This window comes from Micromonospora sp. DT81.3, from assembly GCF_049847225.1.
Classification (GTDB): Bacteria; Actinomycetota; Actinomycetes; order Actinomycetales; family Microbacteriaceae; genus Microbacterium.
In genome coordinates this window covers 611,995-626,019 of sequence record NZ_JBNCNY010000001.1, presented here as the reverse complement: position 1 = coordinate 626,019, position 14,025 = coordinate 611,995, and the positions used below count along the sequence as shown (strand labels likewise).

At 69.7% G+C, this 14,025-nt stretch carries 13 protein-coding genes; 9 read left to right on the top strand and 4 right to left on the bottom strand.

Going from position 1 to position 14,025, the window contains the following annotated elements; translation table 11 throughout:
- Positions 1-48: 48 nt before the first annotated feature.
- Both ACPW96_RS03015 and ACPW96_RS03010 read right to left on the bottom strand, forming a co-directional pair.
- Positions 49-1,794: an amidase gene (locus tag ACPW96_RS03015; RefSeq protein WP_425881975.1), complete on the bottom strand. Its 1,746-nt coding sequence runs from the start codon at positions 1,792-1,794 to the stop codon at positions 49-51.
- Positions 1,791-2,822 (bottom strand): agmatine deiminase family protein, encoded by a 1,032-nt coding sequence (locus ACPW96_RS03010; RefSeq protein ID WP_425882137.1) that lies wholly within the window; start codon positions 2,820-2,822, stop codon positions 1,791-1,793. Before ACPW96_RS03010 ends, ACPW96_RS03015 begins: the two co-directional genes overlap by 4 nt.
- Before the next feature lie 78 nt (positions 2,823-2,900).
- On the opposite strand from ACPW96_RS03010, the gene ACPW96_RS03005 reads away from it, so the two are divergent.
- A complete protein-coding gene (locus tag ACPW96_RS03005) occupies positions 2,901-3,521 on the top strand; it encodes a TetR/AcrR family transcriptional regulator (protein ID WP_425881974.1) in 621 nt (206 codons plus the stop codon).
- A 43-nt stretch (positions 3,522-3,564) separates the two neighbouring features.
- Here ACPW96_RS03005 and ACPW96_RS03000 read toward each other — a convergent pair whose 3' ends face one another.
- Complete coding sequence (locus ACPW96_RS03000) at positions 3,565-4,950, bottom strand: pyridoxal phosphate-dependent decarboxylase family protein (protein WP_425881973.1); 1,386 nt, start codon at positions 4,948-4,950, stop codon at positions 3,565-3,567.
- Between the two features lie 162 nt (positions 4,951-5,112).
- Here ACPW96_RS03000 and ACPW96_RS02995 point away from each other — a divergent pair, with 162 nt between their 5' ends.
- Positions 5,113-5,547 (top strand): Lrp/AsnC family transcriptional regulator, encoded by a 435-nt coding sequence (locus tag ACPW96_RS02995; protein WP_425881972.1) that lies wholly within the window; start codon positions 5,113-5,115, stop codon positions 5,545-5,547.
- Positions 5,548-5,718: 171 nt separating this feature from the next.
- Here ACPW96_RS02995 and ACPW96_RS02990 read toward each other — a convergent pair whose 3' ends face one another.
- A complete protein-coding gene (locus ACPW96_RS02990) occupies positions 5,719-6,813 on the bottom strand; it encodes a LacI family DNA-binding transcriptional regulator (protein ID WP_425819308.1) in 1,095 nt (364 codons plus the stop codon).
- 191 nt (positions 6,814-7,004) lie between these two features.
- Between ACPW96_RS02990 and ACPW96_RS02985 the strand changes: the two genes are divergently transcribed.
- The 7 genes from ACPW96_RS02985 (at position 7,005) to ACPW96_RS02955 (ending at position 14,020) form a co-directional block, all read left to right on the top strand.
- Positions 7,005-7,880 carry an ABC transporter substrate-binding protein gene (locus tag ACPW96_RS02985; protein ID WP_425881971.1) on the top strand — a complete coding sequence of 292 codons (876 nt, stop codon included), beginning with the start codon at positions 7,005-7,007 and terminating at the stop codon, positions 7,878-7,880.
- Positions 7,881-7,957: 77 nt separating this feature from the next.
- Positions 7,958-8,746: an amino acid ABC transporter permease gene (locus ACPW96_RS02980; protein ID WP_425881970.1), complete on the top strand. Its 789-nt coding sequence runs from the start codon at positions 7,958-7,960 to the stop codon at positions 8,744-8,746.
- Positions 8,743-9,513, top strand: coding sequence for an amino acid ABC transporter ATP-binding protein (locus ACPW96_RS02975; RefSeq protein WP_425881969.1), 771 nt, complete (start codon positions 8,743-8,745; stop codon positions 9,511-9,513). Before ACPW96_RS02980 ends, ACPW96_RS02975 begins: the two co-directional genes overlap by 4 nt.
- The gene (locus tag ACPW96_RS02970) at positions 9,513-10,565 is read left to right on the top strand and encodes a Gfo/Idh/MocA family protein (RefSeq protein WP_425881968.1); all 1,053 of its coding nucleotides are present in this window, start codon (positions 9,513-9,515) and stop codon (positions 10,563-10,565) included. The genes ACPW96_RS02975 and ACPW96_RS02970 overlap by 1 nt, the downstream gene beginning before the upstream one ends.
- Before the next feature lie 35 nt (positions 10,566-10,600).
- The gene (locus ACPW96_RS02965; protein ID WP_425881967.1) at positions 10,601-11,776 is read left to right on the top strand and encodes an NAD(P)/FAD-dependent oxidoreductase; all 1,176 of its coding nucleotides are present in this window, start codon (positions 10,601-10,603) and stop codon (positions 11,774-11,776) included.
- Positions 11,777-12,209: 433 nt separating this feature from the next.
- On the top strand, positions 12,210-13,070 hold the full coding sequence (locus tag ACPW96_RS02960; RefSeq protein WP_425881966.1) for an aldo/keto reductase: 861 nt from the start codon (positions 12,210-12,212) through the stop codon (positions 13,068-13,070).
- 35 nt (positions 13,071-13,105) lie between these two features.
- A complete protein-coding gene (locus ACPW96_RS02955) occupies positions 13,106-14,020 on the top strand; it encodes a nucleoside hydrolase (RefSeq protein WP_425881965.1) in 915 nt (304 codons plus the stop codon).
- Positions 14,021-14,025 lie beyond the last annotated feature (5 nt).

Here is a 14,025-nt window from a genome sequence, read left to right as displayed (position 1 = left end):
CGGCGTGTGGGCCGAACCTCGCGCGACCTGCGTTCCGGCGCGCGGTCGTCAGGACAGCGGGGGAGTGCTCGGCGGAGCCACCCGACGCGGCCGGATCGCCTCGAAGGCGCTCGCCAGCCGCAGCAGGGCCACGTCATCGTAGGCGCGTCCCGCGAACGTCAGTCCCACCGGCATCCGGATGTCGTCCATCAGCCCCATCGGGACCGTGACGGTCGGGATGCCGAGGTGCCGGATCGCCAGGTTGCCGTTGGCCACCCAGACCCCGTTGCGCCAGCCGAGGTCGGCGGAGTCCGGGTTGACGTCCATGTCGGCGGGGCCGACATCGGCGACGGCCGGGAACACCACGGCATCCAGGCTCAGGCCGTCCATCCACTCCTCGAGGTCGAGGCGGCGCGTCTGCTCGAGGCCGATGACACCCGCCTCGAGATCGGCGAAGTCCGCCCAGGTCGCGTCCGGGTGCGTGCGCACCCAGTCCGGGTACTCCGCGATGTCGTCGTCGAAGCCGGTGTAGCGGTCGAGGGCCGCTCCTCCCGGGTGGGGGAAGATGCGGCTGCCGTCGACGTCGGCGAGGGTCGACAGCGCGGGGTCGCCGTTCGCGGCGAGGAAGTCCTCCCACGCCCATGCCGAGAGGTCACGGATCTCGCGCGCCAGGTAATCGGGCGTCACCAGTCCGCGCGTCGCGATCGTCGGCGCGCCTGGTCTGTCTCCCTCGTAGTTCGACACGACAGGGAAGTCGACCTCGACGACGGTTGCCCCCGCCTCCTCCAGGTCGCGGCGGGCGGCGTCCCAGAGGTCGAGAACCGACGGCCGGGTGTCGATGCGGGTGCCGGTCGGCCCGCCGATGCCGGGGGAGGGTGCGGTGCCGGCCAGCTCGTCGGCGTTGATGTACATGCGCGGGATGCCGATGCGCCGGCCGGCCAGCGCGCGTCGGGCGGTATCCGCGTCGGTGACCGCGAGCGCGGCGTACGAGTCCGGACGCCGCGTCGACGCGGCGGGAATGGGCACCCAGGGCTGCACGCGCCAGAAGTCGCCGCGCGTCTCCGGGTCGTCCGCCACGACGGCGTCGAGCACGGCCAGCAGATCGGACATGGTGCGGGTGTGCGGCACGACGACGTCCATCGTGGGCACGAGGGGCCAGTTGCCCCGCACCGAGATCACGCCGCGGGAGGGTGTGTAGGCACACAGGGCGTTGTTGGATGCCGGCCCCCGGCCGCTCGACCAGGTCTCCTCGCCGAGCCCGAACGCACCGAAGCTGGCCGCGGTGGCCGTGCCCGACCCGTTGGACGAGCCCGAGGCGAAGGGCGCTGTCAGGTAGTCGGCGTTGTAGGGGCTCTCGGCGCGTCCGTAGAGGCCGCGCTGCATGCCGCCGTTCGCCATCGGCGGCATGTTCGTGAGTCCGAGACAGATGGCGCCGCCCGCGCGGAGCCGCTCGATAGTGAACGCATCTCCCTGCGCCACGAGCTCGGCGAACGCCGGGCTGCCGGCGGCGGCGGTGAGCCCGCGCACGAGGTAGCTGTCCTTCGCGGTGTACGGGATGCCGTCGAGCGGGCCGAGCACGCGCCCTGCCGCCCGCCGGGCATCGGATGCCGCGGCTTCGGCGATCGCGTCGGGGTTGGCCACGATGACGGCGTTCAGGGCCGTCGGCGTGTGCGGAGCGTCGTACGCCGCGATCCGCCGCTGGTAGGCGTGCACGAGGTCGACGCTCGTCGTCCCGCCGGACTCGAGCGCCCGGCGCAGGTCGGCGATGCTCGCCTCGACGACGTCGATCTCGGTCGCGCCGTCGGTGCCCGTCATCCCGCCGCTCCGTCCACTCGAGGCTGCTGCTGGGTGATGCAGTGTACGCCACCCCCGCGCGCGAAGATCGGCCTCGCATCGACGCCGACAACCCGCCGTCCTGGGTAGGCGTCTTCGAGGATGCCCCGCGCCGCGGCATCCGCCGGCTCGTCCCCGAACGCGCACGCGATCACGCCGTCGTTGACGACCAGATGATTGATGTAGCTCCAGTCGACGAACCCCTCGTCGTCCCGCAGCGTCGACGGGGCGGGCACGTCGACAACCTCGAGCGACCGGCCCGCGGCATCCACCTCTGCGTCAAGGAGAGCGCGCAGCTGCGTGGACACGGTGTGGTCGGGGTGGCCCGCGTCGTTCTGCGCGTGCAGCAGCACGCGACCCGGGGCGGGGATGGTCGCGACGATGTCGACATGCCCGTTCGTGCCGAAGTCGTCGTAATCGCGCGTCAGGCCGCGCGGAAGCCAGATCGCGTGGCGGGTGCCGATCGTGCGGGCGAGCTCGGCCTCGACCTGCCCGCGCGTGAGCCCCGGATTGCGCCGAGGGTCGAGCTGCACCGTCTCGGTGAGCAGCACGGTCCCCTCTCCATCGACGTGGATGCCGCCGCCCTCGTTGACGAGTTCGGAGGGGATCGTCTCGGCCCCGACGAGGTCGGCGACGAAGGCGCCGATCCGAGCCGAGAGCTCCCACTCCGCCCACGCGGGGGCACCCCAGCCGTTGAAGACCCAGTCCACCGCGCCGAGCGCTCCGGGTCGCTCATCGTCGACCACGAAGGTCGGCCCGAAGTCGCGCATCCAGAACTCGTCGAGCGGAGCTTCGACGATCTCGATGTCGCCCGAGAGCATGCGGCGCGCCCTGGCGATCTCGGTGGGGTCGACGACCATCGAGAGGGGCTCGAATTCCGCGACGGCGTGCGCGGTCGCCGTCCAGGCGGCGTAGCACTCCTCGCGCTCCTGCTCGGTGTCGCCGATCGTCTGTCCGGCGCGGGGGAACGCCATCCACGTCCGCTCGTGGGGCCTCGTCTCCGAGGGCATTCGCCAAGCCATCCGTGGCACCTTCCCTTACAAGTTGATCACTTGATCAATTCGACCTCACGGTACAGAATCGGGGTGATGTCGTCAACACGCACACGAAGATCCGCGAGCGAGCGCGTCGCCGAAATCGGCGACGCCGCTCGGGCGATCGCGCTCCAGTCCGGCCTGAGCGCCGTCACTCTCCGCGGGGTGGCGCAGCACATGGGGGTCGCCTCGGCGCTCGTCGCGCACTATGCGCCCAGCATGAACGACCTGGTGGCCGAGACGTTCGCCACGATCGTCGGCGCCGAGCTGACGGAGCTGCAGCAGGTTGCGAACGCCCAAGACGGGCATTCCGCCGCACTCGTCTCGATGCTCGGCAGCATGCTCGACGAGGACCGCGCGGACGTGACGCTGATCTGGGTGCAGAGCTGGGCGCTCGGCGGCCGCAATCCCGCCCTGGCCGAAAGCGTCCGCGAGCAGATGGACCGGTGGCGGGCGTTCCTCGCCGGCCTGCTCGCGGAGGGGCGCCGAGCGGGGGAGTTCCGATTCGACGACCCGATCGCCATCGCGGGACAGGTGCTCGGGATGATCGACGGGCTGAACGCCCATTCCCTGGTCGGGTGGCAGCGCCCGCGCGAGCGTACGGAGCTGCTGATGCGGTCGGTGGAATCGATGCTCGGGCTGTCGTCGGGGGCGCTCATCGACCGGATGCCCTAGACGCTGCTCCGGCGTTCGGGCTCCGCGTGGGCGCGCGGCGTGATCACGCCAGCGTGTCGAGGATCGAGGTGAGCAGTTCGATCGTCGTGAGGGGGCTGATGATCGCGAAGCGCAGCACCGGCTCTCCCGCGTGCGAGCTGGGCACCACGAAGGCCTTCTGCTCGGCGAGCAGCTTGTCGGACCACGCCTGGTAGTCGCGGGCCGACCAGCCCTCCCGGCGGAAGACCACCACCGAGAGCTCCGGCTCGCGCACGAGTGACAGATGCGGACGCTCGGCGATCTCGTCGGCGATCGTGCGGGCCAGCGTGATGCCGTGGTCGATCGCCGATCGGTACTGCTCCGTGCCGTGCGCCGCGAGCGAGAACCACAGCGGCAGGCCACGGGAGCGACGGGTGAGCTGCACACCGAGATCCGAGGGGTTCCAGTCGGCCGTCTCGGTGAGGGTGTCGAGGTACTCCGCCTTCTGAGTGTGCGCGAGACGCGCCAGGTCGGGATCGCGGTACAGCAGCGCGCAGACATCGAAGGGGGCGAACAGCCACTTGTGCGGGTCGACGATCACCGAGTCGGCGTGCTCGACGCCGGCGAACGTCGGTCGCATCCGCTCCACCAGCATCGCCGCCAGGCCGTACGCGCCGTCGATGTGCAGCCATACGCCGCGCGAGCGGGTGACCTCGGCGATCGAGGCGATGTGGTCGACGATGCCGAAGTTGGTGGTTCCGCCAGTGGCGACGACCGCGAACACGGCGGCGCCGTGCTCGTCGAGCGCCCGGGCCATGGCGTCGCCGCGAAGACGACCGCCGTCATCCGGGGCGGCCGCGACGACGTCGATGTCCATCACGGCGGCGGCCGAGGCGATCGAGGAGTGCGCCTCGGCGCTGCACAGCACGACCCAGCGGGCGGGATCGGCGACGCCGTTCTCGCGATTGCGGCGGCGGGCGGCATCCCGAGCCGTCACGAGCGCCGACAGATTGCCGATCGTGCCGCCCTGCACGAACACGCCGCCGGCAGTCGCGGGGAGTCCGAACTCGCGCGCCAGCCAGTGCAGCACCTCGTTCTCGGCGAAGACCGCGCCCGCACCCTCGACCCACGAGCCGCCGTAGATCGCCGACGCCGACACCACGAGATCGAAGGCGATCGCCGCCTTGCTCGGTGCCGACGGGATGAATGACAGGTATCCCGGATGGTCGGTCGAAAGGCACGCGGGCGCCAGCACATTCTCGAAGAGGCTGATCGCCTGCTCGGCGCCCAATCCCGCGGGGCCGATGGAGCCGGAGGCGGTCTTGGAGAGCTCCTCGGGCGTGACCGGGTGATCGAGCGGGATGTCTTTATAGAGCACACGGTTGCGTGCGTAGTCCAGCACCGCCTCGATCACGTCGTGCGTCTCGTCGGTGAGGGCGTGCATGCGCGCGGGTGCGTCTGTCTCGAACAAGGGGCGCTCCAGGGAGTGAGGGAATCGCGCCCGGCGGGAGCGCACGGCTGCCGCGGCAACTATCTCAGCGTAGGGACGACCCGGGTGCACGATCAATCGCCGGACTGCGCGTTCTCGACCCGTGCATATGCGGAATGTGCATCCCGGATGTACATTATGTGCATGGAGCCCATACTCGACGACCTCGATCGCCGGCTCCTCGCGCTGCTTCGCGACAACGCGCGGGACCCGGTCGTGACGCTCGCCGCGCGCCTCGGAGTCACCCGCGCAACGGTGAACAAGCGTCTGAACCGTCTGCTCGACTCGGGGGCGATCCTCGGCTTCTCAGTGCGCGTGCACGACGCCGCCGAGGGGTCGACGATACGGGCGATCACTCTCATCGCGGTCGAGAGCCGCGACGCGCGCGATGCGATCCGGAGCCTGCACGGCATCCCCGAGATCGCCGCTCTGCACACGACCAACGGGCGATGGGATCTGGTGGCCGAGCTCCGCTGCACGAGCCTCACCGCGCTCGACGGCGCCCTCGGCGCGCTTCGCGGCATCGAGGGGATCCGCGACAGCGAGACGAGCATCCTGCTCAGCACGGCGACGGCTTAGGCGCGACCAGACCGGTGCGGGCGCCGCGCCCGCCCGGTTGCCTCGCTCGTCGCTTTTTGTGGGTTTCTGCCCAGTTCACTGACACTTCGCGACGAGTGAGGCGATCTGGGCGTTACCCGGTGCTTTGCCGAACCTCCAGGCGTGACCAGATACTGTCCCGGCCGCCGGGCGTCACAGCGTCGTTTCGCGCGGCGGGGCGACGGACTCGCGTTCGATCAGGTGCTGATCGAGCACCCGCAGCACCGGAGGAGCACCGTCGCCCCGGATGCGACGGACCAGCAGCCGGGCCGCTTCGGCGCCGATCTCATGGATGGGCTGCGCCATCACGGTGATGCCCGGCGTGCTGACGCCCGTCCAGTCGGCGTCGTCGAAGGCGACCAGGGAGAGATCCCCCGGGATGCGGAGGCCCAGCGCGCGGGCGACCCGGAAGACCCCCAGCGCGATGAGGCTGTCGGAACTCACGATGGCCGTGATCCCCGGATCCTCCGAGAGGATGCGGCGGGTCAGCCGCTCCACCCCCTCCTCGCGGGCGTTGAGATGCACGAAGGACGCGGGATCCGGCACGCCGGCGCGGGCCAGCGCGCTCGTGAATCCCTCGACACGCTCGGCGACGGACGACGTCGACAGCACATCGCCTGCGTGGTAGCGACCCGGATGACCGAGCGTCGAGATGAAGGCGATGCGGCGATGTCCAGCGTCGACCAGGAGCGTCGTCAGCACCGCCGCGCCGGTCCGGTTGGCCGCGATCACGGTGTCGACCGGCAGTCCCGGCAGAGCGCGGTCGAAGAGCACCACGGGCCTCCGGGCGGTGAGCACGGTCTGCAGGTTCGACGCATCGATCGAGGATGCGGGTGCCACGAGCAGCCCGTCCACCCGTTTGGCGAGCTGCACCCCGATGGCCTTGGCCTCGATCTCGGCGTCCTCGTCGGAGTTGGAGAGGATCACATCGAGCCCGGCCGCCGCCGCGACATCCGCCGCACCTCTCGTGGCCTGCGCGAAGAACGGGTTCTCGATGTCGCCCACCACGATTCCCACCGTGTTGGAGCGACCGGTGCTCATGGTGCGGGCGAGCGCGTTCGGTCGGTAGCCCAGCCGCTCTGCGGCGAGAAGTACCCGGTCGCGTGCCGATTCGCTCACGGCTCCGTAGTCACCGAGTGCCCGGGCGGCTGTCGCCTTGGCAACCCCGGCCGCGGCTGCCACGTCGCTGACCGTGACCTCGCGACCGGTGTCGTCATGCCCGTCCCCGCCGGTGTCAAGTGACTGCACGTGATTTCCCCTCCTTGTTTGACTTGCGCCCCGGTCTCGCGTATTGTCCTCGAAAACGAACTGAGACCGGTCTCAATCTAATCAGTTGAGACCGGTATCACCAAAGCGACATGACTCACCACCGCGTGGAAACCCCCCGCGTGGAAACCCCCGTCACACCCAACCGCAGCTGAATCCCCGAGAGGATCATCGTGACCTTCACCACCATCCGACGCGCCATCGTCGGCGCCGTCGCCGCCAGTGCGACCGTTCTCGCGCTCGCCGCGTGCTCCTCGGCCGCTCCCGCGGCCGAGACCAGCGCGGCCGCCGACCCGTACGGCCTCATCACCCCGGGCCAGATCCGGGTGGCGAGCCTGGGCGACTCCAAGCCCTACACCTTCACAGACGAGAACGGCGAGTTCACCGGCTTCGACGTCGAGCTCTTCACCGATGTCGCCGACCGGATGGGCATCGACGATGTCGTGTTCACCGGTCAGGACTTCTCCGGTCTGCTCGCCGCCGTCGCGAACGGGCAGTTCGACGTCGGTGTCGCCGCCATCGGAATCACCGAGGAGCGCGAGCAGACGGTGGACTTCTCCGACGGCTACCTCGCCGGCTACCTCACCGTGATGTCCAGCCCCGACGCGAACATCGCCGACGAGGCCGATCTCGCGGGCAAGCGCCTGGGCGTCGTCCAGGGCACGCTGCAGGAGGCCTACGCGGTGAAGAACTTCACCGACACCGAGCTGGTCCGCTTCCCCGACAACAACGCCGCCATCTCGGCCGTGAACAGCGGCTCCATCGACGCGCACTTCCTCGACTACGAGGCGGCGAAGGAGTACGCCGACCAGTACGGCCTCGAGAACGCGATCGACATCCCGTCCTTCGATGCCCCCGCCGGCTTCGCCATCGCCAAGGGCAAGGACGCCTTCAAGGACGCCCTCAACGAAGCGCTGCACGAGGCCATGGAGGACGGCACCTGGAAGGAGCTGTACCAGAAGTGGTTCCCCGGCTCGCCGATGCCCGGCCAGTACCTTCCCTCGGACGAGCAGCAGACCCCCGCTCCGACGGACACCGCGTCGGACTGAGCGGATCCGCGGTGCGGGCCGCCCACGGCAGACCGCGCGGCCCGCACCGCCACCGCCTTCTCTGAAAGAAGAAACCCATGGACTGGCTCGACAACATCGTCAAGACCTTCTTCGACTTCGAAGCGATGTGGCAGGTGTTCCCGCAGCTGCTCGGCATCGGCCTCGTCAACACGGTGGTGATCTCCGGCGCCGCCACCGTCATCGGAATCGTCCTCGGCATGGTCATCGCGATCATGGGCATCTCGCCCTCTCGGTGGCTGCGCATCCCCGCACGTGTCTACACCGACATCTTCCGGGGGCTGCCCGCGATCCTCACGATCCTGCTCATCGGTCAGGGCTTCGCCCGGTTGAGCCAGCAGATCTTCGGTCCGTCGCCGTACCCGCTCGGCATCCTCGCCTTGAGCCTCATCGCGAGCGCCTACATCGGCGAGATCTTCCGCGCCGGCATCCAGAGCGTCGACCGCGGACAGCTCGAGGCATGCCGCGCCCTCGGCATGAGCTACGGCAAGGCGATGCGCCTCGTCGTCGTGCCCCAGGGAGTCCGTCGTGTGCTGCCCGCCCTGGTGAACCAGTTCATCGCCATCGTCAAGGACTCGAGCCTCGTGTACTTCCTCGGCCTCCTCGTCTCGGAGCGCGAGCTGTTCCGGGTGGGCCAGGATGCCGCGGTGCTGACCGGCAACCTCTCGCCGCTCGTGATGGCAGGCCTGTTCTACCTCGTGATCACTGTGCCCCTCACGCACCTCGTGAACTACTTCGACAACCGATTCCGCACCGGCCGCCGCAAGGCCACTCCGCCCAAGAGCGGACTCGACGAGGTCGAAGAGACCACCCTGACTCCGACCCTCACCTACGGAGAGAACACATGACCTACACCACTCCCGTGCCCGTTTCCAACGGACACATCTACGCGGGTTCCAGCCTCGAGCTGCGCAACCTCACGATGGCCTACGGCGACATCGACGTGCTGCGCGATGTGAGCCTTCAGGTCGCGCCGGGAACGACCACCTGCATCATCGGACCCTCCGGCTCCGGCAAGTCGACTCTGTTGCGGGGCGTCAACCGGCTGCACGAGCCGAAGTCCGGCGATGTGCTGCTGGCGGGAGAGAGCGTGCTGACGCAGAAGGCGGATGCGGTGCGCAAGCGCATCGGCCTGGTCTTCCAGCACTTCAACCTGTTCCCCGACCACACCGCTCTCGAGAACGTCGCCCTCGCGCTGCGCAACGTAAAGGGCCTCTCGGCTCCGGAATCGCGGCGCATCGCCGCCGAGCGCCTCGCCGAGGTCGGCCTCGCCGAGCGCTCCGACCACCGGCCGCGCGATCTGTCGGGCGGCCAGCAGCAGCGCGTCGCGATCGCCCGCGCGCTCGCGATGGAGCCGGAGGTGATGCTCTTCGACGAGGCGACCAGCGCCCTGGACCCGGAGCTCGTCAAGGGCGTGCTGACCCTCATGGCCGGCCTCGCGCACCGCGGGATGACGATGCTCGTCGTCACGCACGAGATGGGCTTCGCACGCAAGGTGGCCGACCAGGTCGTCTTCATGGATGAAGGACGCGTCGTCGAATCCGGTGCCCCCGCCGATCTGTTCGACCGGCCGCAGAGCCCGCGCCTGCAGCGCTTCCTCTCGGAGGTGCTGTGATGACGGATGCCGCACACCGGCCGCTCCGCACCGCCATCATCGGCTTCGGCACGTCGGGTCGCGTCTTCCACGCGCCCTTCCTTGCGGCGAACCCCGACTTCTCGCTCGACCTCGTCGTGACGAACGACCCGTCGCGCCGGGCGGCGCTCGCCGACCGGCATCCGCGCGCACGGGCCGTCGCGTCGCCGGATGATGTCTGGGCGGATGCGGATTCGCTCGACCTCGTCGTGATCGGCTCGCCGAGCGGCACGCATGTCGACCTCGCCGACGCGGCGCTCGACGCGGGACTGCACGTCGTCATCGACAAGCCGCTCGCGGTGACCGCCGACGAGGGAAGGGCGCTGATCGCCAAGGCCGAGCGGCTCGGGCGACACCTCACGGTGTTCCAGAACCGGCGGTGGGACGGCGACTTCCTGACCGTGCGAGACCTCGTCGCGGCGGGGGAGCTGGGCGAGGTGCGTCGCTTCGAGTCCCGTTTCGAGTGGTGGAAGCCCGAGCCCGTCACCTCCTGGAAGACGAGCACATCGGCGGGGGAGGCCGGCGGCATCCTCTACGACCTCGGGACGCACCTCATCGACCAGGCTGTGCAGCTGTTCGGCCCCGTGTCGAGCCTGCACGCCGAGATCGCCCGTCGCCGACCGGCGACCGCCGCCGACGATGACTCGTTCCTCGCCCTTCAGCACGTCTCCGGCGTCACATCGCACCTGTGGATGAGCGCGGTCGCGCCGCTGGCAGGGCCGCGGTTCCGCGTGCTCGGCTCCCGCGCCGGCTACACGACGTGGGGCCTCGACCCGCAGGAGCCGTCGCTGCTCGCGGGCGCGCTTCCCGGTGACCCCGGCTTCGGCGAGGTGCCCGAGGATCGCTGGGGCACGCTCGGCACCGACGGCGCTGCGCGCCGCGTGCCGACGCGGCGCGGCGACTACGGCGAGTTCTACCGTCTGCTGGCCGTCGCCCTCCGCGGCCGCGGCCCGCTTCCCGTCGGTCCCCGCGACGCCGTCGACGTGCTCGAGCTCATCGAGCGTGCGCACGCCACCGCGGGCATCACCGTCTGACCGAACACTCGAGAACACGAAGGAATCACTCACACATGACCAGAACCGGATCGAAGAACGTCGTCGTCATCGGCGGCGGCATCCTGGGTGCCTCGACTGCGGCGCATCTTGCGCGCGGCGGTGCCCAGGTGTCACTCGTCACCGCCGGCGAGCTCGCGGACGGGGCATCCGGTCGCTCCATCGCCTGGCTGAACTCCTCGGGCGACCGTTCGGCCGAGTACCACTACCTGCGCCTGCTCGCGCTCGACCGCTACCGCACGTGGAGCGCGCGGCATCCGGAGAGCGCGGCGTACCTGCGCTTCGACGGCGCTCTGAAGTGGGCGGGTGCCGGCGAGAGCTTCCGCGACACCTTCGCCTTCGAGCGAGCAGGGGGCTATGACTCCGTCTGGGTCGACCGCGCCGACGTCGCCGCGGTCGCCCCGGACGTGAACGCCGACGCGGTCGCCGCCGAGGGCGCGATCTTCAACCCGGGTGAGGGCTGGGTGAGCCTGCCGGACATCATCGCCGCGCTGGTCGATGAGGCCCTCACCGACGGCGCCCGCCTCATCGAGAACGCGGGCGAGGCACGCGTCGAGGTGACGGACGGGACGGCCACCGGGGTGATCCTCGGTGACGGGACGCGCGTGCCGGCCGACGAAGTGGTGCTGGCGACGGGACCCGCGGTACCTGCGCAGCTCGCCGCGCTGGGCGTCTTCGTGCCGGATGCCACGCCGGCCGCGTTCGTGCTGTTCACCGATCCGGTGGAGGTCGAGGTGAAGACGGTGCTCAACACGCCCCGCGTGGCGGTGCGCCCGACGCCCGACGGCCGCCTCGTGCTCGACGCCGACTGGGCGGAGCAGTCGGTCGTCGTCGCCGACGATGGATCGCTGACGGTGCCGGACGACTCTGTCCAGGGCCTGCTGGATGCCGCATCCGAGGTGCTCGCCGGCCACCCCCGCCTGACCGCGCAGCGCGTCGGCGCGGGATTGAAGCCGATCCCCGGCGACGGCGAGCCGGTCGTCGGCCCCGTGCCCTCCATCGACGGCCTGTACACGCTGTTCACCCACTCGGGTGCGACACTCGGGCTGATCCTCGGCGAACTCGCCGCCGAGGAGATCCTGACAGGTGCGCCGTCACCGGTGCTCAGCTCGTTCCGTCTCGAGCGCTTCGGCGCAGACGCGGAGCCCGCGGCCGTGGGGACGGGGGCCTGGGCGCCGTTGGTGCAGAAGTAGACCGATCAGGGGCGGGGGCGTCGCGCCCCCGCCCGGATCGCCTAGCGGCGTCGCCTTGTGTGGGTTTCTGGCCGGGGCACCGACGCTCAGCGACGAGTGGAACGCTCCGCGCGCGGCCCTAGCCCGCGGCATCCGCTCGCATGAGGTTCGGCGAATCGCGCCTCGATCGTCCCGATCATCCGGAATCACCCGAACTGAGCGACATTCTCCGAAGTTCGTCCTCCCGCGGCGAGGCGACGCGCAGTCCGGTGGTTGAGCGAGCGCAGTCAGGAGCCACGCCCCGCCCGCGGCATCGGCTCGCATGAGGCTCGGAGGATCGCGCCTCAATCGGCCGGATCACCTGCAATCACCCGAATCAGGCGACACTCTCCGACGCTCGTGCTCCCTTGCTCCCGGCGGCCCCTCTGCTGCGCGAGCGCGGGAGAATTCAGTGATGGAGAGCATCACCCTCAACAGCGGGGCGCGGATGCCGCAACTCGGCATCGGCGTCTACCAGGTTCGCTCCGCCGACTGCGGGCCCGCGCTGGCTTCGGCCTTCGCGGCCGGCTATCGCTCGGTCGACACGGCGAACGCGTATCTGAACGAACGCGCCGTGGGGGAGGCGATCCGAAACAGCGGTCTGCCGCGTGAAGACGTCTTCCTCACGTCCAAGCTGTGGCCGCCGAACTACCCGTACGAGAAGGCGGTCGCGGCGATCGACGGCACCCTGAGGCGCCTGGCGACCGACTACATCGACCTCCTGCTGCTGCATCAGCAGTACGGCGACTACAACGGTGCGTGGCGGGCGATGGAGGAGGCCGTCGAGGCGGGAAAGGTCCGTGCTCTCGGGGTGAGCAACTTCGATGAGCGCCGCTTCACCGATCTCACGGTCCACGCGAGCATCGTGCCGGCGGTGAACCAGGTGGAGTGTCATCCGTACCATCAGCAACGCGAGCTGAAGGGTTTCCTCCGATCGTTCGGCACGGTGCTGGAGGCCTGGTATCCGCTCGGGCACGCCGACCGACGGCTGCTCGCCGAACCCGTCTTCGCGGAGCTTGCGCGCAAACACGGCAAGTCGCCCGTTCAGGTGATCCTGCGCTGGCACATTCAGGAGGGGAACATCGCGATACCGCGGTCGACCAACCCCTCACACATCGCAGCGAACATCGACATCTTCGACTTCGTGCTCGCACCCGAGGAGGTCGCCTCGATCGGGGCGCTCGACAAGGGCAAGCCGTTCTTCCAGATGCCCGACCTGCTCGGGCGGATCCTCCTTCCCGCGGCGCGCATCAACTTCGACAAGCGGCAGCGCTGAGCGGCGCACGAGAACCGCTTGCTACTGTGCCAAGCGTGATCATCGACGACCCGCGCACCCGGCGCGTCCTCATCAACTCCGACGTCAAGAACGAGGCCGACGACCAGTTCGCGGTCGTCCACGCGCTCCTGTCGCCGACGCTGGACATCCGTGGCATCATCCCCGCCCACTTCGGCAGCGCGCGGTCGCAGACGTCGATGTTCGACTCCCGTGCCGAGCTGGACCTGATCCTCGAGCTCATGGAGCGACCGGATGCCGTGCGGGTCGAGAACGGCGCCCCGCACGCGCTGCCGTCAGCGACCGAGCCGGTCGACAGCCCGGGTGCGCGCCTGATCATCGAGGAGGCAAGACGAGCGGATGCCGGTCCCCTCTTCATCGCCTTCCTCGGCCCGCTCACCGACATGGCGACCGCGCTGCTGCTGGCCCCGGACATCGCCCGGACCGACACCACCGTCATCTGGATCGGCGGACCGCCATACGGGGATCGCGAATACTCCGGCACATGGCCGGAGTTCAACCTGCGCAACGACATCCATGCGGCGAACGTCGTCTTCGCATCCGGCATCGCCGTGTGGCAGGTGCCGTCCGACATCTACCGCCTCGTGAGCGTGAGCTATGCCGAACTCCGCCGAAAGGTCGAGCCGCACGGCGCGCTCGGGGCTCACCTCGCACAGGGAGTGGTCGACTTCAACACCGCACATCACCGGGTGGCGACCGAGTCCCGCTCGCTCGGTGATTCACCGGCTATCGCCCTGATGATCGACCCGTGGTGCGCGGTCTTCCGCAAGCAGGGGCCGACGAGGTTCACCCTGGACGGCCACTACGAGCCATCGGACGTCGGCGGCGACATCCTCGTCGTCGAGCAGATCGACGTGCGGTTCCTGCTGGAGGACATGTTCGCCAAGCTTGCCGAGTTCGGCGAGACCTCAGGGGCGGCGGCCGCGCAGTAGGAGGT